This window comes from Halobaculum rarum (assembly GCF_040025155.1).
Classification (GTDB): Archaea; Halobacteriota; Halobacteria; order Halobacteriales; family Haloferacaceae; genus Halobaculum; species Halobaculum rarum.
The window spans coordinates 2,702,403-2,725,700 of the sequence record NZ_CP157275.1 but is presented as its reverse complement, the minus strand read 5'-3'; the positions used below and the strand labels follow the sequence as shown (position 1 = coordinate 2,725,700).

General features: G+C 69.7%; 23 protein-coding genes. 11 read left to right on the top strand and 12 right to left on the bottom strand.

Annotated features, from left to right (window positions below):
* Window positions 1-59: 59 nt before the first annotated feature.
* Window positions 60-1,529 carry a CoA-acylating methylmalonate-semialdehyde dehydrogenase gene (locus ABJD39_RS13830; protein WP_348609861.1) on the bottom strand — a complete coding sequence of 490 codons (1,470 nt, stop codon included), beginning with the start codon at window positions 1,527-1,529 and terminating at the stop codon, window positions 60-62.
* A gap of 122 nt (window positions 1,530-1,651) precedes the next feature.
* Window positions 1,652-3,448: a glutamate--tRNA ligase gene (locus ABJD39_RS13825; protein ID WP_348609858.1), complete on the bottom strand. Its 1,797-nt coding sequence runs from the start codon at window positions 3,446-3,448 to the stop codon at window positions 1,652-1,654.
* A 334-nt stretch (window positions 3,449-3,782) separates the two neighbouring features.
* On the opposite strand from ABJD39_RS13825, the gene ABJD39_RS13820 reads away from it, so the two are divergent.
* The gene (locus tag ABJD39_RS13820; RefSeq protein WP_348609856.1) at window positions 3,783-4,229 is read left to right on the top strand and encodes a MaoC family dehydratase; all 447 of its coding nucleotides are present in this window, start codon (window positions 3,783-3,785) and stop codon (window positions 4,227-4,229) included.
* Window positions 4,230-4,272: 43 nt separating this feature from the next.
* On the opposite strand, the gene ABJD39_RS13815 is transcribed toward ABJD39_RS13820, so the two are convergent.
* Both ABJD39_RS13815 and ABJD39_RS13810 read right to left on the bottom strand, forming a co-directional pair.
* The gene (locus ABJD39_RS13815) at window positions 4,273-5,097 is read right to left on the bottom strand and encodes an RNA methyltransferase (RefSeq protein ID WP_348609853.1); all 825 of its coding nucleotides are present in this window, start codon (window positions 5,095-5,097) and stop codon (window positions 4,273-4,275) included.
* On the bottom strand, window positions 5,094-5,738 hold the full coding sequence (locus ABJD39_RS13810; protein ID WP_348609850.1) for a hypothetical protein: 645 nt from the start codon (window positions 5,736-5,738) through the stop codon (window positions 5,094-5,096). Before ABJD39_RS13810 ends, ABJD39_RS13815 begins: the two co-directional genes overlap by 4 nt.
* A 132-nt stretch (window positions 5,739-5,870) precedes the next feature.
* Between ABJD39_RS13810 and ABJD39_RS13805 the strand changes: the two genes are divergently transcribed.
* The 4 genes from ABJD39_RS13805 to ABJD39_RS13790 all read left to right on the top strand — a co-directional run bounded on the left by ABJD39_RS13805 (window position 5,871) and on the right by ABJD39_RS13790 (window position 10,113).
* Window positions 5,871-7,016 (top strand): dihydropteroate synthase, encoded by a 1,146-nt coding sequence (locus ABJD39_RS13805; protein WP_348609847.1) that lies wholly within the window; start codon window positions 5,871-5,873, stop codon window positions 7,014-7,016.
* A gap of 128 nt (window positions 7,017-7,144) precedes the next feature.
* Window positions 7,145-7,819 (top strand): 6-hydroxymethylpterin diphosphokinase MptE-like protein, encoded by a 675-nt coding sequence (locus ABJD39_RS13800; RefSeq protein WP_348609844.1) that lies wholly within the window; start codon window positions 7,145-7,147, stop codon window positions 7,817-7,819.
* 84 nt (window positions 7,820-7,903) lie between these two features.
* Window positions 7,904-9,436, top strand: a complete 1,533-nt coding sequence (locus ABJD39_RS13795) for a cryptochrome/photolyase family protein (protein WP_348609841.1) — start codon at window positions 7,904-7,906, stop codon at window positions 9,434-9,436.
* Between the two features lie 53 nt (window positions 9,437-9,489).
* Window positions 9,490-10,113, top strand: a complete 624-nt coding sequence (locus ABJD39_RS13790) for a DJ-1/PfpI family protein (protein WP_348609838.1) — start codon at window positions 9,490-9,492, stop codon at window positions 10,111-10,113.
* Window positions 10,114-10,141: 28 nt separating this feature from the next.
* On the opposite strand, the gene ABJD39_RS13785 is transcribed toward ABJD39_RS13790, so the two are convergent.
* Window positions 10,142-11,299 (bottom strand): MFS transporter, encoded by a 1,158-nt coding sequence (locus ABJD39_RS13785; RefSeq protein WP_348609835.1) that lies wholly within the window; start codon window positions 11,297-11,299, stop codon window positions 10,142-10,144.
* 220 nt (window positions 11,300-11,519) lie between these two features.
* On the opposite strand from ABJD39_RS13785, the gene sod reads away from it, so the two are divergent.
* The gene (sod, locus tag ABJD39_RS13780) at window positions 11,520-12,122 is read left to right on the top strand and encodes a superoxide dismutase (protein ID WP_348609832.1); all 603 of its coding nucleotides are present in this window, start codon (window positions 11,520-11,522) and stop codon (window positions 12,120-12,122) included.
* Between the two features lie 239 nt (window positions 12,123-12,361).
* Here the strand turns inward: sod and cdd are convergent, their stop codons facing one another.
* Complete coding sequence (gene cdd, locus ABJD39_RS13775) at window positions 12,362-12,793, bottom strand: cytidine deaminase (protein WP_348609830.1); 432 nt, start codon at window positions 12,791-12,793, stop codon at window positions 12,362-12,364.
* Between the two features lie 146 nt (window positions 12,794-12,939).
* Here cdd and ABJD39_RS13770 point away from each other — a divergent pair, with 146 nt between their 5' ends.
* Window positions 12,940-13,296, top strand: a complete 357-nt coding sequence (locus tag ABJD39_RS13770) for a DUF7520 family protein (protein ID WP_348609827.1) — start codon at window positions 12,940-12,942, stop codon at window positions 13,294-13,296.
* 102 nt (window positions 13,297-13,398) lie between these two features.
* The gene (locus ABJD39_RS13765) at window positions 13,399-13,668 is read left to right on the top strand and encodes a hypothetical protein (RefSeq protein ID WP_348609825.1); all 270 of its coding nucleotides are present in this window, start codon (window positions 13,399-13,401) and stop codon (window positions 13,666-13,668) included.
* A 33-nt stretch (window positions 13,669-13,701) separates the two neighbouring features.
* On the opposite strand, the gene ABJD39_RS13760 is transcribed toward ABJD39_RS13765, so the two are convergent.
* Both ABJD39_RS13760 and ABJD39_RS13755 read right to left on the bottom strand, forming a co-directional pair.
* On the bottom strand, window positions 13,702-14,289 hold the full coding sequence (locus tag ABJD39_RS13760; protein WP_348609823.1) for a GNAT family N-acetyltransferase: 588 nt from the start codon (window positions 14,287-14,289) through the stop codon (window positions 13,702-13,704).
* A gap of 81 nt (window positions 14,290-14,370) precedes the next feature.
* Window positions 14,371-15,186: an SDR family NAD(P)-dependent oxidoreductase gene (locus ABJD39_RS13755; RefSeq protein WP_348609820.1), complete on the bottom strand. Its 816-nt coding sequence runs from the start codon at window positions 15,184-15,186 to the stop codon at window positions 14,371-14,373.
* Window positions 15,187-15,313: 127 nt separating this feature from the next.
* Between ABJD39_RS13755 and ABJD39_RS13750 the strand changes: the two genes are divergently transcribed.
* Window positions 15,314-17,335: an AMP-binding protein gene (locus ABJD39_RS13750; protein ID WP_348609817.1), complete on the top strand. Its 2,022-nt coding sequence runs from the start codon at window positions 15,314-15,316 to the stop codon at window positions 17,333-17,335.
* Between the two features lie 17 nt (window positions 17,336-17,352).
* Here the strand turns inward: ABJD39_RS13750 and ABJD39_RS13745 are convergent, their stop codons facing one another.
* Window positions 17,353-18,099, bottom strand: coding sequence for an AMP-binding protein (locus tag ABJD39_RS13745; RefSeq protein ID WP_348609814.1), 747 nt, complete (start codon window positions 18,097-18,099; stop codon window positions 17,353-17,355).
* A gap of 156 nt (window positions 18,100-18,255) precedes the next feature.
* Here ABJD39_RS13745 and ABJD39_RS13740 point away from each other — a divergent pair, with 156 nt between their 5' ends.
* Entirely contained in the window at window positions 18,256-18,570 is a 315-nt protein-coding gene (locus ABJD39_RS13740; protein ID WP_348609811.1) for a DUF433 domain-containing protein, read from the top strand.
* Window positions 18,567-18,920 carry a DUF5615 family PIN-like protein gene (locus ABJD39_RS13735; RefSeq protein WP_348609808.1) on the top strand — a complete coding sequence of 118 codons (354 nt, stop codon included), beginning with the start codon at window positions 18,567-18,569 and terminating at the stop codon, window positions 18,918-18,920. Before ABJD39_RS13740 ends, ABJD39_RS13735 begins: the two co-directional genes overlap by 4 nt.
* Window position 18,921: 1 nt before the next feature.
* On the opposite strand, the gene purM is transcribed toward ABJD39_RS13735, so the two are convergent.
* The 3 genes from purM to ABJD39_RS13720 all read right to left on the bottom strand — a co-directional run bounded on the left by purM (window position 18,922) and on the right by ABJD39_RS13720 (window position 23,247).
* Window positions 18,922-19,926, bottom strand: a complete 1,005-nt coding sequence (gene purM, locus ABJD39_RS13730; protein ID WP_348609805.1) for a phosphoribosylformylglycinamidine cyclo-ligase — start codon at window positions 19,924-19,926, stop codon at window positions 18,922-18,924.
* 292 nt (window positions 19,927-20,218) lie between these two features.
* Window positions 20,219-21,796 carry an acetolactate synthase large subunit gene (locus ABJD39_RS13725; RefSeq protein WP_348609802.1) on the bottom strand — a complete coding sequence of 526 codons (1,578 nt, stop codon included), beginning with the start codon at window positions 21,794-21,796 and terminating at the stop codon, window positions 20,219-20,221.
* 2 nt (window positions 21,797-21,798) lie between these two features.
* Window positions 21,799-23,247: an NAD-dependent succinate-semialdehyde dehydrogenase gene (locus ABJD39_RS13720; RefSeq protein ID WP_348609799.1), complete on the bottom strand. Its 1,449-nt coding sequence runs from the start codon at window positions 23,245-23,247 to the stop codon at window positions 21,799-21,801.
* Window positions 23,248-23,298: the final 51 nt, after the last annotated feature.

Genomic DNA, 23,298 nt, shown 5'->3' with positions numbered 1-23,298 from the left:
CGGTCGATCGAGGCCGACGGGAGCCGGTCACGCGACGTGGCCGTCAGTTGACGGGACGGTCAGTTGTCGGGCCAGCGCTCGATGTACACCGTCTCGTCGGTGTAGAATCGGACGGCGTCGTCCCCCTGAGCGTGCAGGTCGCCGAAGAACGAGTCCTTGTCGCCGCCGAAGTGGAAGAACGCCATCGCGGCGGCGGTGCCGACGTTGACGCCGACGTTGCCGGCGTCGACCTCGAGGCGGAACTGCCGCGCCTCGCCGCCGTCGCTGGTGAACAGCGACGCCGCGTTACCGAACTGCGAGCGGTTCACCAGAGAGACGGCGTCGTCGAAGTCCTCCGCGCGGATCAGCGCCAGCACCGGCCCGAAGATCTCCTCGCGGGCGATCGTCGCGTCGGGGTCCACGTCGCCGAATACGGTCGCGCCGAGGTGATACCCCGCCTCCGGCACCTCCTGCTCGCGGCCGTCGAGGAGGAGTTCGGCTCCCTCCTCGATCCCCGTCTCGACGTACTCGAGCACCGAGTCGCGGTGCGGGCCGGACACGAGCGGCCCCATGTCGGTCCCCTCTTCCAGCCCGGGACCGATCTCCATCGCCTTCGCCTCCTCGACGAGCAGCTCGGCGAACTCGTCGTACACCTCGTCTTCGACGACGGCGACGGGGTTCGCGAGACAGCGCTGGCCGGCGTTGGCGAACGCCGAGGAGCACGTCTGTTCGGCGGCGAACTGCAGGTTCGCGTTCGCGCTCACGATGACGTGGTTCTTCGCGCCGCCCTGCGCCTGCACGCGCTTGCCGGCGCCGGCGGCCGTCTCGTACACGTGCTGTGCGATCGGCGTCGACCCGACGAACGAGACCGCCTCGATGCCGTCGTGGGTGATGAGCCGGTTCACGGTGTCGGGGCCGCCGTGAACGACGTTGACGACGCCGTCGGGGAAGCCCGCCTCGTCGACGAGGCTGGCGATCCGGTTCGCGGTGAACGGGTCGCGCTCGCTCGGCTTGAGGACGAACGTGTTGCCCGTTGCGACCGCGTACGGGAGGAACCACAGCGGGATCATCGCGGGGAAGTTGAACGGCGTCACCGCGACGACGGTGCCCAGCGGCTGGCGCACGGCCGTCTCGTCGATGTTCGGCGCCGCGTGCGGGAGGTGGCCCCCCTGCATCATCGTCGGGATGCCGCAGGCGACCTCGACGTTCTCGATCCCGCGTCGGATCTCGCCCATCGCCTCCGGCTTCGTCTTCCCGTGTTCGGTGACGAGCACCTCCGCCAGCGACTCCTGGTTCTCCTCCAGGAGTTGCTTGAAGCGGAACAGCGGCTGGATACGCTCCTCGACGGCCGTCGTGGACCACTCCTCGAACGCCTCGTTGGCCAGCGCGATCGCCTCGTCCTCGTCGTCGGCCGACGAGAAGGTGATCGAGCCGACCTGCTCCCCGTTCGCGGGGTTCTCGACGTCCAGCGATTCGCCGCCGGTCGCCTCGCGCCACTCGCCGCCGACGTAGTTGTTCGCGACCTCGCCGTTCCCGATGGGGTCTACCATGACGATCGATCACGCACGTCGTGGGAAAGAGGTACCGTTGCCGGTAGTGTCTGTCCCCAACTCGAGGGCGATATCGAACGAGATCGAACGAGCTCGAGCGAGACGGGCGTCGTCCCGGTCGCCTACGGGTGCGCGTAGAAGGCGAGGTACTCGCCGGGTTCCGCTTCCTCGGCGTCGTCGTCGGGCGCGGCGTCGAATCGGGCGAATCCGACGCGCTCGAACTGCACCAGACCGTCCACGTCGTAGTCGGCGTAGCCGGGCTCGGCGTAGCCGACCACGTCGCCGTCCATCGTGCGGAGTCGCACGCGGACGTGCTCGTCGTCGCCGGCGCCGACCCAGTGGACCACCGGAACGCCCTCCTCGCGCACGAGGTCGATGTCGGTCCCGACCCACGCGAGGTCGTCGCCGTCGCGGCGGAGACAGCCGAACCCCTTCAGCCAGACGCGCTCGCCGTCGGCGGGCACGTCCTCCGACTCCAGCAGGACGGCCTCGCTCGCGGGAACGTCGCGGTCGCCGCGGTCCTCGTGGTTGGGATGCAGCGGCGGGTGGCCCGCGTCGGGCACGCCGCCGGCGAGGTCGAACGCCTCGACGGCGCCTCCGGGCAGCCGATCGCGGTCGGTCGCGTCGGAGGCGACGCCGTTCCGGACGAGGAACCGTCGGTCGGTGTCGTCGTCGATCAGGTCGCGGTTGTTCGCGTAGATGCTCGACATCGCCAGATCGACGTTGCTCGTGGACACGCCCAGATCGACCATCGCGTCGACGATGGCCTGTCCGCGGATCCCGCGGCGCTTCACCGACGCGAGCGTCGGCGCGCGCGGGTCGTCCCAGCCGGTCAACTCGCCCGAGTCGACCTGCGCTTTGATCGTCGAGGTGGACATCGGCACGTCGTAGGCGTCGATCTGGACGTGGCCCCAGTGGACGACCTCGGGATACTCCCAGCCGAAGTAGTCGTAGACGAAGCGCTGGCGCTTGGCGGAGTCCTGAAGGTCGATACCCCGGATGATGTGCGTGACGCCCGTCAGGTAGTCGTCGATGCCCGACTGGAAGTCGAGCATCGGCCACGCGCGGTAGTCGGCCGCCTCCTCGCGCGGGTGGGGCGTGTCGACCATCCGGAAGGCGACGAAGTCGCGCATCGCGGGGTTCTTGTGCTCGATGTCGGTCTTCACCCGGAGGACCATCTCGCCGTCGGCGTACTCGCCGTCGACCATCGCCTCGAACTCCTCGTGGACGGTCTCGACGGACTTGTCGCGGTGGTCGCAGGGCTCAGCGTCGGCCTTCAGGCTTCGGAAGTGCTCGGCCGGGCACGAGCAGGTGTAGGCGCCGCCCTTCTCGATGAGATCGCGCGCGTGTTCGTAGTACGTCTCGACGCGGTCGCTCGCCTTCAGCACCTCGTCGGGCTCGAAGCCGAGGTAGCCGATGGCGTCGAGGATCTCGTCGTATGCGTCCAGGTCCGGACGCTTGGTCTCGGGGTCGGTGTCGTCGAACCGGCAGAGCATCCAACCGTCGTAGATCTCCTTGTACGTCCCGATGACCGCGGGCATCCGCGCGGAGCCGAGGTGCCACGGGCCGTTCGGGTTCGGCGCGAGCCGCATCCGGATCTCGTCGTACTCGTCGGCGTTCGGGAGGTCGGGGAGTACTTGATCGTCCTCCTCGTCTTCCGTCTCCAACTCCTCGACCAGTTCGGGCGCGAGTTCGAGCAGTCGCTCGCGGCGCTCCTCGTCGCTCATCCCCGAGATCTCTCCGACAACCGGCGCGACGACGCCGGGCACCTCGTCGCCGTGCGGTCGGAAGTCGGGATTCTCGCCCATCAGCGGGCCCATGATGGCGCCCACCTCCGGATCGGAACCGTGCTTCAGGGCATTATAGAGGGCGTGCGTCTCCGCTTCCGCGCGCACGCGCTCCGTGAGATCGTCGTCCATTACGTCAGGATTCTCCCCGCGCGCCCAAAACCGGTCCGGATCGCGCTCGGAGCGGGACACGTGACGACTACCGTGGCGACGGCTCCGGGGCGATAAGAAACGGGTCGCACCGTCGGAGCCACGCGACAACGGGTCCATTCTCCGACGGCGCGACCGAGCAGTGTGCAAGTGGCACACGCGGGTAGGGGCGTTCAAGGACACGCCGCTCACCGATATAGGCGCGTCGACCGTTCACGTCGTTTCACGTCGGCGCTATCCGATGAGCGACCGGTAGTCGACGCGTACCGCGATCCCCCACACCGGGTTTCATGTGCTCGCACGTGGATCGCCGGCCATGACAGTCTACTACGAGGACGTCGAGGTCGGCACGGTCGAGGCGCACGGCGACTACGAGGTGACCCGCGAGGAGGTGCTGTCGTTCGCCCAGCAGTACGACCCACAGTGGTTCCACACCGACCCCGACCGCGCGGCGGAAGAGTCGCCCTACGGCGGCGTGATCGCCTCCGGCTGGCACACCGCCGCGATGACGATGCGCCTGCTCGTCGAGAGTCAACTCGCCGACGCCGCGACCGTCGGCGCGAAGGGGGTCGACGAGCTCCGCTGGCTGGTGCCTGTGCGGCCGGGGGACACCCTCCGCATCGAGAACGAGGTGTTGGAGAAAGTACCCGAACGTCCCGAGCGCGGGCTGGTCCGGGCGCGAACGCGGACGTACAACCAAGATGACGAGGCGGTGTTCTCGATGATCGGGAACGTGATGTACCTCCGCCGAAGCGACGAGTAGGCGGCGGTTACGGGGTCCTCGTCAGCGAACGCGCCGGTCGCCGTCAGCGGGCCCGTCGTTCGTCGTCGCGTTCGTCGTCGTGCGCTCCGTCGCGCTCGCGCTCGCTGTGGTCGGCGTGTTCCATGAGATCGGTCGCCCGCCGAAACACGCCCGTCAGCGTCGTCATCTCCTTGCTCGTCGGATGTGCGCGCCCGACCAGCCGCCGGATCAGGCGCTCGCTGCGCTCGCGCTTGTGGTCGCGCGACTCCGCCTGCGCGAGGAACGCGTGGAACTGTTCGTAGAACCGTTCGATCTCCGGCTCGTCGGCGCGCTCGTGCTCGACCTCCGGAAGCTGGTACTCGTCGAGAAACAGCGACCGCAGCTCGTACAGGGTCACGGTCGCCGCCTGCCCGAGGTTCATCACCGGGTAGTCGGGATTCGCGGGGATGGAGATGAGCTCGTCCAACTGTTCGAGCTCCTCGTTGTTCAGCCCGGTCCCCTCGCGGCCGAACACCAGCGCGGTGTCGGTGTCGACCGTCGCCAGCGACTCGCGCAACTCGGCGGGCGTCTTGAACGGGTAGCGAACGTGGCGTCGCGCGTCCTCGCCGGTGATCGCGGTGGTGCCGACGGTGTGGTAGTTCTCGACGACCTCCTCGAGCGTCACCGTGTCGGCGTTCGGGAGCACGTCCTCGCGGGCGTGGCCGGCGAAGCCGTACGCCTCGCTGTCGCGGTCGATCTCCGGCGGGTCGACCAGCTTCAGGTCCGTGAGTCCGAAGTTCTTCATCGCCCGCGCGATGGTACCGACGTTGCCCGGCGTCTCCGGCTCCACGACGACCACGACGAACTCGCGGTCAGCGTTGCCGGCGTCCGCGGCCGACTCCTCGCTCATGTCGGGTACTCCCGATCGAGATCGAGGTCGTCGACAGAGAGGTCATCGTCCGCGTTCGTGTCCGTGTCCGCATCGGCGTCGTCGCCGTTGACGCCGTCGGCGTCCCCCGCCGATCCGTCTTCCGCCTCGGCGACCGCGGTGTCGTCGGATTCCTCGTCGAAGTCCGGCCGCTCGTCCGCGAGGAGGTCCTCGCCCTCGTACAGGTCCTCCGGATCGCGGAGGTCGGGCAGTTCCTCGGGCGCCTCCTCGACGTGTTCCATCCCCCCGTAGCCGTCGGGGGCGCGGCCGCCGTCGTCGAACCACTCGTGGAACGCGTCGCGGAACGTCTCCTCGCCGGCGATCGAGGCGCCGCCGCGCTCGCGGAACCAGAACAGGAACTCCGCCTCGTGTTCGTCACACAGCAGCACCTCGTCGAGGGGCTCGCCGTAGACGATGCTCGCGGGGCGACACTGCTGTTTGTTCTCCTCGCCGTGGATCAGGTAGCAGGCGTCGCAGGGCTTGTTCATCACGACTTGGAGCCGCACGAGCCGGTGGCGGGGCTCCTTCGGGATCTCCTCCAGCGGCCGCCACCCGCCGGCGTCGGTGAAGATCTCGTCCTCGTCGAAGCGCCAGCCGCGCAGGCCGATACTCACCTTACCCATTTGCCTCGCCTTGCCGCGCGTCCGGGATAAGCGGCGCGCTCTGGGAGCCAGCGAACTACCGTTCTGCACCGATGTCGAACCGTCGCCTCCGCGATCACAACATCGAAACGCGAGCCTCCCCTGTCACGGTTCATGCGAACTGTCGACGCCGCCGGCCTGCCGATCGGCGACGATCACCCGCCGCGGATCATGGGCGTGTTGAACGTCTCGAAGGAGTCCCCGTACGACCCCAGCGTGTACGACGACCCCGGGGACGCGGCGGCGTACGTCGACGAGGAGCTGATCGGCGAGGGCGCCGACATCGTCGACATCGGACTCGAGTCGGCGAACAAGCGATTCGAGGTGCTCTCGGCCGAGGAGGAACTGGAGCGGCTCGACACCGCGATCGAGACCATCGAGAGCGTCTCCGGCGACGCCGTCTTCTCGATCGAGACGCGGTACCACGAGGTCGCCGAGGCGGCCCTGAACCGCGGCTTCGACATGGTGAACGACATCTGCGGGTTCGCCGACCCCGAGATGCCTCGCGTCTGTGAGGCATACGACGCTGCCGTGGCGAAGATGGCGTCGCCGCCGGACTTGGAGCGCCCGGGCGCTGTCGAGGCCGTAGACGACATCTACGAGGCGCTGTCGCTGAACGGCTTCACCGACAAGACCATCGTCGACCCCGCGTTCGGGGGCTGGTCCGAGGAGAAGACCCTGGAGGACGACCGGGAGACGTTCCATCGCCTCCGGGAGTTCCGCGGCTACGGCCGGCCGATCCTCGTGTCGATCAACCGGAAGAACTTCCTCCGGAGTGTCGCCGGCCGCGACACCGAGGGGGCACTGCCCGTCTCGCTGGCGGCCACCTCGATGGCCGTCGAGCGCGGCGCCCATATCGTCCGCACGCACGACGTGGCCGAGACGCGCGACGCGGCGCTCATCGGGAAGGAGTTCGCCCGCGATCGGACGCGTCGAGGCGGCGAGGTCTCCGTCGAGGAACTCGACGTGGCGACGACGGGGGACGCCCGCCGGCACGTCGACCGACTCGGCGGCGACCCCGCCGTCGCTGCCGACGCCGTCGCTCGCGTGTACGAGTTCGACGGACTCGATCTCGAGGAGATCGGGGCGCTACGCGCCGCAACCGCCGATACGTCGGCGATACTGGTTTCCGACAGGGGGGAATCGTCCGCGCTGTTGTTCGGGACCATCGCCGAAACAGCGGCGGCCGCAGCGGCCGCGAGCGGGGCTACGGAGGCGTTGGACGCCGCGCTGTCGTCCGTCACACGTCCGCCAGAGTAAGAAAACTTATACCCGATCGGTCGATAGCGGACGGTGGAAGCCGGAAGGGCACCGCGGGTAGGGGTACTCTGGTGTGCTTTCGGCCCGATCCCGTATTACTGCGAACCGCTACACCGCTAGGCACCGCCATGGAATTCACCGACTGGGAGCCGATCTACGAGGCGATCCTCGCCGACTTCGGGTTCGACCGCGCCGCCGACGAGGCGGTCAGGGACCGCGCCGCCGTCCACGCCGAGCCGTTCGACCTCGACCGGCTGGACTGCGCGGGCGCGACCGTCGCCGTCGCCGGCGCGGGGCCGTCGCTGGAGGCTGACGTGGACCTCGCCCGCGACGCGGACCTCGTGTTCGCGGCGTCGACCGCCGCCGACCGTCTCGCCGCCGAGGGCGTCGACGCCGACGCGATGGTGACCGATCTGGACAAGAATCCCGAGGCCGGCCTCGAACGGACCGACCGCGGCGCGGTCGTCGTCGCGCACGCCCACGGCGACAACGGCGATCTGGTCGACGAGTGGCTCCCCCGCTACGACGCCGTGCACACGCTCGTCACGACGCAGGCCGCCCCGGTCGACGCGGTCGCCAACTACGGCGGCTTCACCGACGGCGACCGGACGGCGTTCCTCGCGGACCGCTGCGGCGCCGAGCGGCTCGTCTTCCCCGGCTGGGACTTCGACGACCCCGACGTGGGCGGCATGAAGGCTCGGAAGCTCGACTGGGCCGAGCGCCTGCTGCACCTGCTGGAGCGGCGCCGCGGGGAGCGGTTCGCCGTCCTCGACGGGCGGCGCGACGGGATCGAACCACTGTGACGGCGCGGTCGCTCGCGTTGCTGCGAGCGGGAGCACTCGCGGTCCGCCACTAACGTTACTACCGTCGCGCCCGTGTCCGGTTTCATGCGCCTGTTTTGGCACCGGCGGGACCTTCGAGTCGCCGACAACCGCGGGCTCGCGTCCGCGGCCGAGGCGACCGCGGACGGCGACGCGGTCGTTCCGGTGTTCGTGTTCGACGAGGACGTGCTGAGCCACGCCGCGAGCCCGCGGGTGCGCTTCATGCTCGACGCGCTCGCGGAGCTGCGCGACGACTACCGCGAGCGCGGCTCGGATCTCGTCGTCGCCCGCGGTGACCCCGCCGAGGTGCTCCCGGCGCTCGCGGCCGACTACGGCGCCGACGCGGTCGTCTGGAACGAGGATTACTCCGGGCTCGCCCGCGAGCGCGACGCCCGCGTCAGGATGGCACTCGACGACGCCGGCGTCGCCCGCGAAACCCACCACGACGCGGTGCAACACGAACCGGGGACGATCACGACGAACAAGGGCGACCCCTACGCCGTGTTCACCTACTTCTGGAAGAAGTGGCGCGACCGGGAGAAGGCCGACCCGTTCGACGCGCCGACGGCGGCCGACCTCGTCGACGTGGACGCCGTCGACGCGGCCGCGCTCCCGAGCATCGCGGACCTCGGCTTCGAGGAGCCGACGGCTGACGTGCAGTCCGCCGGCACCGCCGCCGCCCGCGACCGACTCGCCGCGTTCCGCGAGGACGCCGTCTTCCGCTACGACGATGACCGCGATTACCCCGCGAAGGAGGCGACGTCCCGGCTCTCGGCGGACCTCAAGTGGGGAACGATCGGCGTGCGGGAGGTGTACGTCGCCACCGAGGAGGCAATGGGAACGGCGGAGGCGACGACCGAGGCGGAATCGATGGCGGGCGATGGAGGGGACGGCGGGGCCGACGGGAACGACGACGATGGAGACGACGAGTCCGGTCCGGTCGCGTCCGTCGAGGAGTTCCAGTCACAACTCGCGTGGCGGGAGTTCTACGCGCAGGTGCTGTGGGCGAACCCCGAGGTGGTGACGAAGAACTACAAGGAGTACGAGCACCCCATCGACTGGCGCGAAGGCGAGGAGGCGATGGTGGACCTGCGGGCGTGGAAGGAGGGGAAGACGGGCTACCCGATCGTCGACGCGGGCATGCGCCAACTGCGCGAGGAGGCGTACATGCACAACCGAGTGCGGATGATCGTCGCGTCGTTCCTCACGAAGGACCTCCTGCTCGACTGGCGCCACGGCTACGAGCACTTCAGGGAGCACCTCGCGGACCACGACACCGCCAACGACACCGGCGGGTGGCAGTGGGCCGCCTCGACCGGGACGGACGCCCAGCCCTACTTCCGGATCTTCAACCCCATGACGCAGGGCGAGCGCTACGATCCCGACGCCGAGTACATCTCCGAGTACGTCCCCGAACTCGCGAGCGTCTCCGCCGAGAGCGTCCACTCGTGGCACGAGCTCTCCGTCGGCCGGCGACGACAGCTCGCCCCCGGCTATCCCGATCCGATCGTCGATCACTCCGAGATGCGGGAGGCGGCGCTGTCGATGTTCAAGCGCGCCCGCGGCGAGGCCGAGGAGGAACGCGCCGGCGCCGACTGACTGCCCCGTACGATCCGCGATACGACTTTGTCCACGGGGGGCGAGGAACGGACATGGACATCGACGTTCTGCTGTACGAGGGGTTCGACGAACTGGACGCGGTCGGCCCGTTCGAGGTGTTCCGCACCGCCGAGGCGGCCGGCGCCGACTTCCGCACGCGGCTCGTGGGACTCGACGACGCCGGCGTCGTCACCGCGAGCCACGGGATGCGCGTCGAGGCGGAGGGCGCGCTCGCCGATCCGGGCGAGATAGACCTGCTCGTCGTTCCCGGCGGCGGCTGGAACGACCGGAACGAGGCGGGGGCGTGGGCCGAGTACGAGCGCGGCGCGATCCCGGAGGCGGTGGCCGCCCACCACGACGCCGGCGCCACGGTCGCGTCCGTCTGCACCGGCGGGATGCTCCTCTCGAAAGCCGGCGTCTTCGACGGCCGACCCGCGGTCACCCACGCCTCGGCGCTGGAGGACCTCCGCGACACCGACGCCGACGTGCGCGAGGAACGGATCGTCGACGACGGCGACGTGCTCTCGGCCGGCGGCGTCACCTCGGGGATCGACCTCGCGTTGCACATTGTCGAGCGGGAGGCCGGCGCGAAGATCGCCGAGTCGGTCGCGACGACGATGGAGTACACCCGACAGCACGACGCCTACGAACCGGGCGCGATCGCCGGCGCCGAGTAGGCCCGGTTGCGACTCGTAGTCCCGCGCCCTACTCTCGGACGAGCGGCACGAGCGCGACCGCCGCCAGCGCCGCACAGCCCGCGAGCGTGTACCAGCCGAGCGCGTAGCCCCCGGTGTCGGCGAGGTAGCCGAAGGCGGGCGGCGCGACGAGGCCGCCGAGGTTGATCGCGGTCTGGCCCCCCGCGGTGGCCGCCCCCACCTCGTCGTCGTCGACGAGCGCGGTGAGACAGCCGTAGTACATCCCCGGAAACCCGAGCACGAAGAAGCCGAGCAGGGCGAACGCCGCGGCGGCGACGAGCGGTCCGCCGACGAGCGTGACGGCGACGAAGCCGACGACGCTGACGACAGCCTGCACGAACAGGACTCGGGCGTTCGCCGCGACCGCGGGCGTCGCGAGGCGGTCGGCGACGGCGCCGCCGCCGAGGCGGCCGAGGCTCCCCGTCACCTGCACGGCCGCGAGCGTGCCCCCCGCGACGGTCGCGGACGCGAGCACGGCGTCGGTCATGTGGAGCACGACGTAGCCGGTGGTGGTGAACACCGCCGCGCCGAGGAAGAAGCCCGCGACGAGCAGGCCGCGGTACCCCCGGCCCGACAGCAAGCCGCGCACGTCTGGCATCGAGAGGGTACCCGAGCCCGCCCGGTCCTCGTAGTCGCGGGCGAACGCCAGCGCCACGACGACCGCGACCGCGGCGGCGACGAGGAACCCGGTCTCCCAGTCGCCGCCGGCGCCGGCGACGGTGATCAGCCCCGCCGAGAGTCCGGAGCCGACGGTGACGCCGACCTGCTTCACGTTCATCGCGAGGTTCCGGCGACCCTCCGGGGCGACGACCAGCACCGCACGGTTGGTCGCCGGCATCGCCGTCGCGTAGGCGACGCCGAGCAGCACGAGCGACGCGAGCACGAGCGGGTAGGAGGGCGCGACCGCGACGGCGACGCAGCCGACGCCCATCGCGAGGAGGCCGCCGACCATCGGGAGCCGCTCGCCGTAGGCGTCGACGACCGCGCCCGCCGCGAACAGCGACAGCGTGTAGCCCGCGATCACCGCCGTCACGGCGAGTCCCGTCCGGAAGCGTGTAAGGCCGAAGTCCGCGCGGAGGAACGCCGTCGTCGCGAACACCGCATAAAAACAGACGCTCGCCGACACCTGCCAGCCGCCGACCAGCCCGACGCCGCGCCACTCGCGCACGTCGTCCCGTCGTCGTCGCGGGGGCCTTCCTCCGTCGGTACCGGCGAGGTGGACCGCGAGTTCGACGCCGGCATCCGCATGCTCGTCCCACGAGACCGTCCGGCGACCCCGTGCCTGCGACGACTGGGCTGGCTCCGAAACGCTCTTGTGAACTGCTAACAGTCCTCTTCTCAATCTTTAACAGCTATTACGCCGTTGTAGTAGTCGGAGGAATACAATTATGACCGATTACGACCTCGATCCGTTGCCGTACGACTACGACGCACTCGAACCGCACATTTCCGAGCAGGTGCTGACGTGGCATCACGATACCCACCACCAGGGGTATGTCAACGGCTGGAACAGCGCCGAGGAGACGCTCGAAGGAAACCGTGAGGAGGGCGACTTCTCCTCCTCGCCCGGAGCGATCCGGAACGTGACGCACAACTCCTCGGGACACATCCTGCACGACCTGTTCTGGCAGAACATGAGCCCCGAGGGCGGCGACGAGCCCTCGGGCGCGCTCGCCGACCGGATCGCCGAGGACTTCGGCTCCTACGAGGCCTGGAAGGGCGAGTTCGAGGCCGCCGCGGGCAACGCCAGCGGCTGGGCGCTACTCGTGTACGACACGTTCAGCAATCAGCTCCGCAACGTCGTGGTCGACAAGCACGACCAGGGCGCGATCTGGGGCGGCCACCCGATCCTCGCGCTGGACGTGTGGGAACACTCCTACTACTACGACTACGGCCCCGCCCGCGGCGACTTCGTCTCCGCGTTCTTCGAGGTCGTCGACTGGACCGAACCCGCCACCCGCTACGACCAGGCCGTCCAACTCTTCGAGTAACTCCGTCTTCGAGCGGCGACGACGCCGCCGAAACACGGCGACTCGTACCCGGCGACGCGACGACGCGACCGTGGGCACGGCCGTCGTCGCCGGGCGCGTTGCGGACGCCGAACTCCTCGATTTTTGTGGACCCGGTCTCGGTCGGCCCCGGCGATCTGACTGGTCGATGGGGTGCCGAGCAGCAGCTGTCGGTCGGGTCGTGAGCTGTTCTGTCCGGGTGTCGACTTCGCGGTCGCCGACTACCGTTGCCGGCGGCGTTCCGCGGCGTCGGTGAGCGTCTCGAGACTGATCGTGTCCGGAAGCAACTCCCCGAGGGTGTACGTCGTGACTGCATCGCCCTCGTCGCAGACGACCTCTAGGTCGGCGTCACAGAACTCCGCGAGGGTCTGGCGACACATCCCACAGGGAGTGACGCCGTCGGCGGCGTCGGAGGCGACCGCGAGGCGGTCGAACTCGGTGTGGCCGTGCTTCACCGCCTCCGCGATCGCGACCTCCTCGGCGTGCAGGGAGTTGGAGTAGTTGGCGTTCTCGATGTTACAGCCCACGTAGACGGTGCCGTCCGCGGTCAGAAGCGCCGCGCCGACCGGGTACTCCGAGTAGGGAACGTACGCGTCGGCGAAGGCGTCGCGGGCGGCCGCGACCAGCGGGTCGTCGGCGGGGTCGACTGACATATCTCAGCCGACCGCCCGCTCGTACTTAACGGTGTGTCGTCGCGGCGACGCACCCGCAGGCCCCGTATCGCGTCGCATCCCTCTTGCCCGTACCGCCGCGGTGTCGTACCCGACAGCGCCTTGACGCCGGCGACCCAAGCGGGGCCGTGAGCGACCGAGCGGCCACCGACGACGTCGAGGACGGCGGCGACGACCGAGTCGGCGATGACACCGTCGGCGGCCAGGGGAGCCTGATCGAGGGGGAAGCGAGGGTCGTCGAGGTGTCGGGCCGGCCGTACCTGCTCGGGGCGGCCGCGGTCGTGACGCTGTTCGCGGCCGCCGCAGGCTACGTCGTCGCCGCGAACAACGCCGTCGGCTCGGTCGCGATGTTCGGCGTCGTCACCGTCCCGGGAACCCCGGCGGCCGTCGCGATATACGGTGCGGTGCTCTCGATCGTGGTGCTCGTCGTGCTGTTCGGTCTCGTGATCGTCGCCTCGCGGTTCGACGACGACGCGGTCAACTAACTCGAACGGATCGGGTCGCCTCGACCCACTCGGATCTTCTCGGGCGGGACCGACGGCAGCGACGAGCGGGGCGTTTTTGTGGGCGTAGACCCGACTCCGAGTATGGCCACGAGTACGGGCGAGGCGGCGGACACGCCCGAGGCGGGCGGCGACGCTCCGGAGGATCCGCCAGAGGAGTCGTCCGGGCGCAACAGGCGACGAGCCGCGCTCGCCGTCTTGCCGTTTCTCGCGATCGGGGTCGGGAACGTGGTGTTGATCCTGCTCCAGGGGCTCGAACCGCTGTGGGGCTTTCTGCTCCTCCCGCCGGTCCTGTTCTGTTCGATGCTCGCGTACCTCGTGTTCTCCACGGACTTCCTCGAAGGTCGGACCTGATCGCCGGAAGTAGGTCCGCTCGGCGGGCCGCGGTCACCCGCCGGTATCGTACTTGTAGGTCGCCTCGTCGGGGTCGATACCGAAGTCCTCGGCGGTCTCTTGCACCTCCGGCTCCGCGCCGTCCCCGTCGGCGGAGGCGGCCTTGAACCGCTCGCGGAACCGCTCGGGCAACACGAACTCCTCGCGGTCGAGCCGCAGCGGCGTCGCGTTCTCGCCCTCGTCGGCGCGGACCTGTTCGAGCCGGTCGGCGAGCGCGTCGGGGACCTCGCCGTCATCGAGCGTCTCGAAGCCGAACTGTTCGAGGAACGCCGCCGTCGGCGTGAAGCAGTACACCTCGTCGAACTCCTGGTCGCCGGCCTTCTCGACCAGCCGCTCGACGACGTGCGCGCCGATCCCCTGCCCGCGCCACGAGTCCAGCACCCCGATCCCGGTCAGTTCAACGAACTCGCCGTCGTCGGTCTTGTGGACCCGCAGGCGGCCGAACCCGGCGCGGGTGTTCGACCCCTCCTCGACCGCGATGACGTAATCGCGTGACCGGAACGACCGCTCGTCGAGCCCCATCGCTTCGATGTGATCGAGCAGCCACGCCTCGTCCCGGTTCTTGGCGTCGCGGACGTACATGAGGAACGGTACGCGGGCCGGTGTGTTACCGTTTGTGGGGGATCCGCCGCCTGTGACGCGGTCCGGTGGGGGAGGGCCGCCTCACCGCGCGGTCCATCCGCCGTCGACCGCGAGGCACGCGCCCGTCACGTAGCTCGCGGCGTCGCTCGCGAGGAACACGACCGGGCCGGCGACCTCCGCGGGGTCGGCGAAGCGATCCAGCGGCGTGCGGTCACGGATCGAGTCCATCAGGCGCTCGTTGTCCTCGATGTCGGCCGTGAGGTCGGTGAGGACGTAGCCGGGCGCGACCGCGTTCACACGCACCTCGGGCGCCCAGTCGAGCGCCATCGACTTCGTCACGCCGACGAGGCCGTGCTTCGAGGCGACGTACGGGTGCTGTCGGGGGAGGCCGACCAAGCCGCCCACCGAGGCGACGTTGATCAGGCTCCCGCCGTCGCTCGCGCGCAGCGACTCGGCGGCCGCACGGGCACAGCGGACCGCGCCGCGGAGGTTCACGTCGAGTACGAACTCCTCGGCGTCCTCGGTCGTCGCCTCCGGCGGCCCGAGCGCGCCGTCGGGGTTGACGCCCGCGTTGTTGACGACGATGTCCGGGCCGCCGAGTTCCTCGCGAACGGTCGCCATCAACGCGGTCACCTCGTCCGTGTCGGTCACGTCGGTCGGGCACGCGAGCGAGTCGACGCCGCGCGACTCGACCGCGGCGACGGCGTCGTCCACGTCGGCGGCGGTACGACTCGTCGGCACCACGTCGGCGCCGGCGTTCGCCACGCCGAGCGCGATCGCGCGACCGATCCCCCGCGTACCGCCGGTAACGACGGCGACGCGGCCGGAGAGGTCGAAAGCGGTCTCGGGGTCGAAGGCGGTCGTCGGATCGAACGCGTCGGCTGGGTCGTCGGTCATACGCCGTCACACTCGGCGTCGGTACTTCGCTCTGTTGCGGACGAGGGGCCGGCGATGTAGGGAGTCCGCGGATCGCAGCCGTGGAGTCGTGTAAAACTACTTGCCCTCGCCGCAAAAACGGCCGACCATGAGCGACGATCCGGACCGCGGGATCGGCACCGACACCGTGGTCCACGAGCCCAGCGAGGCGTTCGCCGAGGCGACCAACGTCCGCGCGTTCATGCGCGAGTACGGTATCGACGACTACGACTCGCTGATCGAGCGCACCACGACCGACCTCGACGGCGAGCCGGACTCCGGCGTCGACTGGTTCTGGGACGAGCTGGTCGACTACCTCGGGATCGACTTCTATGAGGAGTACGACGCCGTCCGCGACGACGCGGACGGTCCGCAGTTCACCGACTGGTATCCCGGCGGCGAGATCAACCTCGCGCACAACGTCCTCGACCGTCACGCCGAGGGCGACGCACGCGACGACGTGGCCTGCGTCTGGGAGGGCGAACCCGGCGACGTGCGCGAGGTGACGTTCGGCGACCTCCACGAGCAGTCGAACCGCGTCGCCAACTATCTGGAGTCGACGGGCGTCGAGACGGGCGACACCGTCGGCCTCTATATGGCGATGGTGCCGGAGGTGATGAGCATCCTCTACGGCTGCTTCAAGGTCGGCGCGATCGCGGTGCCGATCTTCTCCGGCTTCGGCGTCGACGCGACGGCGACCCGGATCGACGACTCCGAGTGCTCGGTGCTGTTCACCGGCGACGGCTTCTACCGCCGCGGCAGCGAGATCACGCTGAAGGACACGGCCGACGAGGCGATCGAGGCGGTCGGGCACGTCGAGGACGTGGTTGTGTACGACCGGTTGGGTGCGAGCGGTCCGGAGCAGGACATCGACATCCCCTGGAACGACGACCTCGACGAGTGGTGGAGCGACTCGGTCGCCGAGGCGTCCCCCGAGTACGAGACCAAGTCGCTGCCCAGCGATCAGGAGTCGATGCTGCTGTACTCCTCCGGGACGACGGGGACGCCGAAGGGGATCGTCCACACCCACGCCGGCGTCCAGCTGCAGTGCGCCAAGGAGATCCACTTCGGGTTCGATCAGAAGCCCGACGACGTGTTCTGGTGGGTCTCGGACATCGGCTGGATGATGGGGCCGTGGACGCTCATCGGGAACCACACCTTCGGCGGGACGATCCTGATGTACGAGGGCGCGCCCGACCACCCCGGTCCGGACCGCTTCTGGGAGACGATCGACCGCCACGACGTGACGCAGTTCGGCATCTCGCCGACGGCGATCCGCGCGCTGCGCAAGCACGGCGACGAGCACGTCGAGGGCCACGACCTCTCCAGTCTCCGGACCCTCGGGTCGACCGGCGAACCGTGGGACCCCGAGTCCTGGCTGTGGTTCTACGACAACGTCGGCGGCGGCGAGGTGCCGATAATCAACATCTCCGGCGGCACGGAGATCTGCGGCTGTTTCCTCATGCCGATGCCCGATCGGCCGCTCAAGCCGTGCACGCTCGGCGGTCCCGGACTCGGGATGGACATCGACATCGTCGACGAGACCGGCGAGAGCGTCGCGGACTCCCACGAGCGGGGGTATCTCGTCGCGCGCGACTCCTGTCCGTCGATGACCAAGAGCCTCTGGTCGGGCGACGAGCGCTACCTGGAGGAGTACTGGTCGACGTTCACGGACCCGCCCATGTGGAACCACGGCGACTGGGCCCAGCAGGACGAGGACGGCTTCTGGTTCCTCCACGGCCGCGCCGACGACACGCTCAACGTCGCCGGTCGCAAGGTCGGCCCCGCCGAGATCGAGGGCGTCCTCATCGACCACGACGCCGTGAATCAGGCCGCGGCCGTCGGCGTCACCGACGACACCACCGGCACCGCGGTCGCCGCGTACGTCGTGCTCGAACCGGGGGTCGAGCCGAGCGACGACCTGCGCGAGGAGCTTCGCGAACTCGTCGGCGAGGAGCACGGCAAGCCGTTCCGCCCACGGGAGATCCTGTTCGTCGAGGAGTTCCCCAAAACGCAGTCGGGGAAGATCATCCGTCGGGCCATTTCGGCGGTCTACGAGGATGAGGACCCCGGCGATCTCTCGTCGATGGAGAACCCCGAGGCGCTGGAAGCGCTGAAGGAGGCGAGATAGAGCTGGACGGCGGCGATCTACAGCGACACCGTATCGACGGCGATCGACTGTCCTTCAGGCGGCTCCGCCTCGGGCGCGACGACCGCCGCCGTCGCGTCAAGCGGCGCGTCGCCGGCCGGCAAGGCGACGGTCCCGCCGACCACCAGCGGCGCGACGACGCCGGCGGCGACCGTCCGCGGGTCCGACAGCGGCGCGCGCACCGCGACCCGCGACTCCGCATCGAGGTCAAGCGCGTCGGCAGCCTCCCGCGCCGCTTCGAGGAGGTCGGCGTGGGAGTACGTGCGGTCGGCGCCGGCATCCCGAAGCACGGCGTCCGCCGGGTCGTGGAACGTCGGCGGGAACGCGGGGTTCTCGCTCCACACCTCCTGTTCCCAGTGGGTCGTGTCCGGGCGGTCGGGGTCGCCGCCGAAGGCGCACAGCTTCGAGCCGCCGGGGAGGTCGAACTCGGGTTCTCGCTCGACCGGCACGACGACCACGCGGGCGTCACACTCGGAGTCGATGTCGGCGTCGAACTGCGTCACGGCACCGAGTAGGCCAGCGCCGAGGAAAGTGAACACTGCCTGCGGGCGTGGCTCGGAATCGATGACGACGCGGTCGCCCTCGCGGACGCCGATGTGGCTGAGGACGTTTCCGGCCTTGCAGGCGGTGTTGCACAGATCGAAGTAGCTGTACGTGCGGTCGAGTTCCGCGGCGTGGAGCGCCGGACGTTCGCTGCGGCGGTCGCGGGCGACGAGGTCGCCGACCAGCGTGAACTCCTCGGTCATGTCGAGGCGTTGGAGCGGGGCGACCAAGAGGGGTCCGGCACGCTCCGTGGGATCGCGTCCGGAGCGATCGACCGACGGTACCGACAGGGCGGGTACAGCCGGTTCGAAAGTACACAGGGCGAAGCTCTTTCTACGATACTGCACGTATCACGTCGTATGAGTGAGACCACGTCGTCGAACGGGGGAACCTCCGCTCGAATCGTGGAGACTGGAGACGTACTGGGGGGAGAGCCCCGAATAGACGGAACGAGGGTCGGTGTGCTGACGATCTACGAGCGAGTCGAGGGACGTGGTCTCGAACCGCAGACCGTTGCGGACCGGCTTGATCTGGACGTGGCCGACGTGTATCGGGCGCTCGCGTACTACCACGAGCATCCCCGCCAGATGGAGGAGGTCCGTCGCGAGCGCTCGGAGGCGATGGAGGAGGTCGAGACGCGGATCGACCGTCCCGAAGGTGTCAACCCCGAGTGAGCGTGTCGGGGCGTGAGTGGGCGTTTCTTGTCGATGAGAACCAGGAGCCGAAGATCGCGGCGATACTCGAAACGGAGGGATACGACGCTGAACACGTGCAGAACGCGCTCGGAAAAGGTGTGAAGGACGAACCCGATGTCCTTCCGTACGCTGTCGCCAACGATCGGATCGTCATCACGGCGGACGTGAAGGACTTCGCGCCGCTGCGCCCGTCGGAACACTGTGGAGTGATGCTGCTCGACATGCAGCGCACCTCGGCTTACGACGTTTCGAACGCCGTTCTCGACATCATCGAGGCCTACGGGGACCGAGACCAGTTCGTGATGGAGAAGTTGGACGCTTGGCTGTAGGTTACAGCACCAAGCCGCGGATCGCCACGCGCTCGCCCTCCGCGACCGTGCCGATCACACGACCGTCCGTCTCGGCCGCCAGCGACTCCGCCCGTTCGGGGTCGACGGCGGCGACGAACCCCGTGCCCATGTTGAACGTGCGGTGCATCTCCTCGTCGGCGACGTTGCCCTGCTCTTGCACGAACTCGAACACCGGCTGGACGGGCCACGGGTCGGTGACCTCGTAGCGGTTTTCCCCCAACCGCTCCAGATTGGTCCAGCCGCCGCCGGTGATGTGGGCGGCGCCGCGGACGCCGTGCTCGCGCATCGGCTCCAGCAGGTCCGCGTAGATGCGGGTCGGCTCCAAGAGGGCCTCGCCGACGGTGTCGTAGCCGTCGAACGGACACGGATCCGTGTACTCGTGTTCGCGGGTCGCGGCCTCGCGGGCGAGCGTGAGGCCGTTCGAGTGGATGCCGGAGGATTCCCAGCCGACGAGCGCGTCGCCCGGCTCGGCGTGGCCGTCGAAGACGGCGTCCTTGGCGACGAGGCCGGCGCAGGTGCCCGCCAGATCGAGGCCCTTGATCACCTCGGGCATCACCGCGGTCTCGCCGCCGACGAGCGCGACACCGGCGCGCTCGGCGCCCTCGCGCAGACCGGCGCCGACCTGCTCGGAGAACGTCTCGTCGGGCTCGTCGACGGCGAGGTAGTCGACGAACGCGACCGGGTCGACGCCGGCGGCGACAAGATCGTTGGCGTTCATCGCGATGCAGTCGATGCCGACCGTCGAGTAGTCGCCGAGCGCCTCCGCGACGATGAGCTTCGTCCCGACGCCGTCGGTCGCGAGCGCGAGGTAGCGGTCGCCGATGTCGAGCAGGCCGGCGTAGTCGCTCCCCTCGGCACCGGCGTCGCCGACGGCCGACACTAGCGCGGCGGTCGCGGCCTCGCTGGCGTCGATATCGACACCGGCGTCGGCGTAGGTGAGTTCCTCGTCGGTGTCCGTGTCGCCCCCGGCGTCGTCGTCGGTCATACTCGTGAGGGGTTCGGGTGGGAGCAAAAGCGCACCGACAGCGCGGCCGAGCGGAGCGAGGCCGCGGGGAACGGCGGAGCGGTCCTGTGCCGCTCCGCCCACGAAAATAGCGCGGCCGAGCGAGGCGAGGTCGACCGAAGGGAGGCCTCGATGCGAACGGCGTGAGCCGTGAGCGGAGCGAGCACCTCGAAGAACGGCATCGATGGTCACCGTGCCGCTCCGCCCACGAGGACAGCGTGCGTGGCGACGCACGCGGCCGTTATGGGGAGACCCCACGCGCGAACCCGACCGGCTACCCGTCCAACACCACGTCGATCAGCGTCAGGTCGTCGCTCCCGACCGCGTCGTCGATCGCGTCGTCGAACGCCGTGAGCGACTCCGCGCGGAGCCCCTCGATGCCGAAGCTCTCCGCGAACGTCACGAGGTCGGGGTTGCCCAGCTCCGTCCCGAAGGATTCCCCCCGGTGAGACTCCTGCTTCTCCGAGATGAGTCCGTAGTCGTCGTCGCGGAACACGACCGTCGTGAACGAACAGTCGAGCCGGCGTGCCGTCTCCAGTTCCGCGGCGTTCATCAGGAACCCCCCGTCGCCGGTGCCGACGACGACGTTCGCGTCGACCGCGAGGTCGGCGGCGAGTCCCCCCGGCACGCCGATCCCCATGCTCGCGAGCCCGTTGGAGATCACGCATCGCCCCGGCTCGTACACGGGGAACTTCCGGGCGATCGCGGCCTTGTGGCTGCCCACGTCGGAGACGAGCACGTCGGCGTCGGTCATCGCCGCCCGGAGCAGCGGGAGCGCGTTCGCGACCGTGAGGGGGTCGTCCGGGTCGGGCCGGCGGGTCGCGTGATCGTACACCCGCTCGTGGGCGTCCGTACACCACGGCTCCGACGGACGGTCGACCGCGTCGGCGAGGCGTTCGAGTCCGGTGGATGGGTCGCCGATCACCTCCACATCGGGGTTGTAGTGGGCGTACACCTCCGCCGGTTCGCTGTCGAGGTGGACGACCGTCTTCTCGCGGTCGGGATTCCACCCCGCCGGGTCGTGTTCGGCGATGTCGTAGCCGACCGCGAGGACGCAGTCGGCCGACTCGACGGCGCCGCCGGCGGCCTCCTCCGGCCCCGAATCGAGCGTCATCAGCGACCGCTCGTCGCGGTCGGTGAGCGCACCCTTCCCCATGTACGTCGAGACGACCGGCACGTCGGTCGCGTCGACGAACGTCGAGAGCGCCGCGGCCGCGTCCGCACGGACCGCGCCGTTGCCCGCGAGCACGAGTGGCCGATCGGCGTCCTCGATAGCGGCGGCCGCGTCCGCGAGCGCGTCCTCGGCCGGTGCCGGTCGCGAGACCGATCGACGGACGGGCAACGGCTCGTCCTCGGTCTCCTCGGCGGCGACGTCCTCCGGGAGTTCGAGGTGCGTCGCGCCCGGCTTCTCGTACTCGGCGAGCTTGAACGCCTTGCGCATGGACTCCGCGACGCCGTCGGGGTCGGACAGTTGCGCGTTCCACTTCACCACGGGCTCGAAGGCGTGGACGACGTCTAGCTTCTGGTGGCTCTCCTTGTTCAGCCGCTCGCGACCGCCCTGTCCGGTGATCGCGACCAGCGGCGCCTTGTCGAGGTGGGCGTCCGCGACGCCGGTGATCAGGTTCGTCGCGCCCGGCCCGAGCGTCGCGAGGCAGACGCCCGCCTCGCCGGTGAGCCGGCCGTGCACGTCGGCCATGAACGCCGCCCCCTGCTCGTGGCGCACCGGGATGAACGTCACCTCGGAGTCTCGAAGGGAGAACAGCAACTCCTCCAGTTCCTCCCCGGGCAGGCCGAACACGTACTCCACGTCCTCCGCGAGGAGACACTCGACGACCAGATTCGAGACCTGCATGGTCACTCCATGCCCCCGCGGTCGCGTGTTCCCTCGTCGGCGCCGAATATCCCCTCGTCGGCGCCGAGTGTCTCTTCGTCGCCGAAGCCGTGTTGAACCCATATCGTCTTGCGGTTCACGAACTCGCGGACCCCGTGTCGAGAGAGCTCTCGGCCGTAGCCGGAGTCCTTGACGCCGCCGAAGGGGAGCCGCGGGTCCGACTTCACCGGTTCGTTCACGAAACAACAGCCCGCCTCGAACCGCCGGGCGAAGCGCTCGCCGCGCTCCAGGTCGCCGGTCCAGACGCTCGCGCCCAGGCCGAAGTCGGTGTCGTTGGCGAGCGCGAGCGCCTCGGCCCCGCTGTCGACCTCGAACACCGCGGCGACGGGGCCGAACGTCTCCTCGGTCGCGGCGGCGGCGTCCCGCGGCACGTCCGTCAACAGTGTCGGCGGGTAGTACGGCCCCTCCCGGTCGAGCGGCTCGCCCCCGAGCGCGAGCGTCGCGCCGGCCTCGACGCTGCGCTCGACCTGATCGTGCAGGTCCTCCATGAGGTCCTCGCGCGCCTGCGGCCCCACGTCGACGTCCTCGTCGATCGGGTCGCCGACGGTCAGCGCGTCCAGTTCCCGGCGGAAGGCGTCGACGAACGGGTCGTACACCTCGGTGTGAACGATGAACCGCTTCGCCGCGATGCACGACTGGCCGTTGTTCTTCATGCGGGCGTCGGCCGCCCGCTCCGCGGTCGCCTCGACCGGGGCGTCGTCGAGGACGACGAACGGGTCCGAGCCGCCCAGTTCCAGCACCGATCGCTTCAGTTCGCTCCCGGCGCGCTCGCCGACGGCGCGGCCGGCGCCTTCGCTTCCGGTGATCGTCACCGCCCGGACGCGGTCGTCGGCGATCACGTCGTCCACGCGGTCCGACCCGATCAGGAGACTCTGAAACACTCCCTCGGGGACGCCCGCGTCCCGCAGCACCTCCTCGATGGCGAGCGCGCAGCCGGGGACGTTCGAGGCGTGTTTCAGCAGGCCGACGTTGCCGGCCGCGAGCGCCGGCGCGATAAACCGGAGCGCCTGCCAGAACGGGAAGTTCCACGGCATCACCGCGAGCACCGGCCCCAGCGGCTCGTAGCTGACGAGCGTCCGCGCGTCCGGCGCCGTCCCGATCACCTCGTCGGCGAGGTGGTCGGGCGCGCGCTCGGCGTAGTAGTCACACACCCACGCGCACTTCTCGGCCTCGGCGCGCGCGGCCCCCACCGGCTTGCCCATCTCCCGGGTCATGAGCCGGCCGTACTCGTCGGCCCGCTCGGACAACAGCTCCGCCGCCCGCGAGAGGACCCGACACCGGTCCTGTATCGGCCGCCCGGCCCACGCCGGGAACGCCTCGACCGCCGCGTCGAGGGCCTCGTCCAGCTCGGCCTCGGTGTGCTCGTCGTAGCGTTCGAGCGACTCGCCAGTCGCCGGGTTGATGCTCTCCATACGGGCCAGCACGCGAACCGAACGGATAGGTGTGAGACACCATCGCACTGC

Bases quoted from the DNA above. Each gene is read 5' to 3' on its own strand.
- ABJD39_RS13810 (WP_348609850.1), bottom strand. From the start codon at position 5,738: ATGGGTAAGGTGAGTATCGGCCTGCGCGGCTGGCGCTTCGACGAGGAC.
- ABJD39_RS13825 (WP_348609858.1), bottom strand. From the start codon at position 3,448: ATGGACGACGATCTCACGGAGCGCGTGCGCGCGGAAGCGGAGACGCAC.
- ABJD39_RS13830 (WP_348609861.1), bottom strand. From the start codon at position 1,529: ATGGTAGACCCCATCGGGAACGGCGAGGTCGCGAACAACTACGTCGGC.
- ABJD39_RS13795 (WP_348609841.1), top strand. From the start codon at position 7,904: ATGCGCCTGTTTTGGCACCGGCGGGACCTTCGAGTCGCCGACAACCGC.
- ABJD39_RS13800 (WP_348609844.1), top strand. From the start codon at position 7,145: ATGGAATTCACCGACTGGGAGCCGATCTACGAGGCGATCCTCGCCGAC.
- purM (WP_348609805.1), bottom strand. From the start codon at position 19,926: ATGACCGACGACGACGCCGGGGGCGACACGGACACCGACGAGGAACTC.
- ABJD39_RS13755 (WP_348609820.1), bottom strand. From the start codon at position 15,186: ATGACCGACGACCCAGCCGACGCGTTCGATCCGACGACCGCCTTCGAC.
- cdd (WP_348609830.1), bottom strand. From the start codon at position 12,793: ATGTCAGTCGACCCCGCCGACGACCCGCTGGTCGCGGCCGCCCGCGAC.
- ABJD39_RS13740 (WP_348609811.1), top strand. From the start codon at position 18,256: ATGAGTGAGACCACGTCGTCGAACGGGGGAACCTCCGCTCGAATCGTG.
- ABJD39_RS13790 (WP_348609838.1), top strand. From the start codon at position 9,490: ATGGACATCGACGTTCTGCTGTACGAGGGGTTCGACGAACTGGACGCG.
- ABJD39_RS13765 (WP_348609825.1), top strand. From the start codon at position 13,399: ATGGCCACGAGTACGGGCGAGGCGGCGGACACGCCCGAGGCGGGCGGC.
- ABJD39_RS13745 (WP_348609814.1), bottom strand. From the start codon at position 18,099: ATGACCGAGGAGTTCACGCTGGTCGGCGACCTCGTCGCCCGCGACCGC.
- sod (WP_348609832.1), top strand. From the start codon at position 11,520: ATGACCGATTACGACCTCGATCCGTTGCCGTACGACTACGACGCACTC.
- ABJD39_RS13750 (WP_348609817.1), top strand. From the start codon at position 15,314: ATGAGCGACGATCCGGACCGCGGGATCGGCACCGACACCGTGGTCCAC.
- ABJD39_RS13820 (WP_348609856.1), top strand. From the start codon at position 3,783: ATGACAGTCTACTACGAGGACGTCGAGGTCGGCACGGTCGAGGCGCAC.
- ABJD39_RS13720 (WP_348609799.1), bottom strand. From the start codon at position 23,247: ATGGAGAGCATCAACCCGGCGACTGGCGAGTCGCTCGAACGCTACGAC.
- ABJD39_RS13815 (WP_348609853.1), bottom strand. From the start codon at position 5,097: ATGAGCGAGGAGTCGGCCGCGGACGCCGGCAACGCTGACCGCGAGTTC.
- ABJD39_RS13760 (WP_348609823.1), bottom strand. From the start codon at position 14,289: ATGTACGTCCGCGACGCCAAGAACCGGGACGAGGCGTGGCTGCTCGAT.
- ABJD39_RS13725 (WP_348609802.1), bottom strand. From the start codon at position 21,796: ATGCAGGTCTCGAATCTGGTCGTCGAGTGTCTCCTCGCGGAGGACGTG.
- ABJD39_RS13805 (WP_348609847.1), top strand. From the start codon at position 5,871: ATGCGAACTGTCGACGCCGCCGGCCTGCCGATCGGCGACGATCACCCG.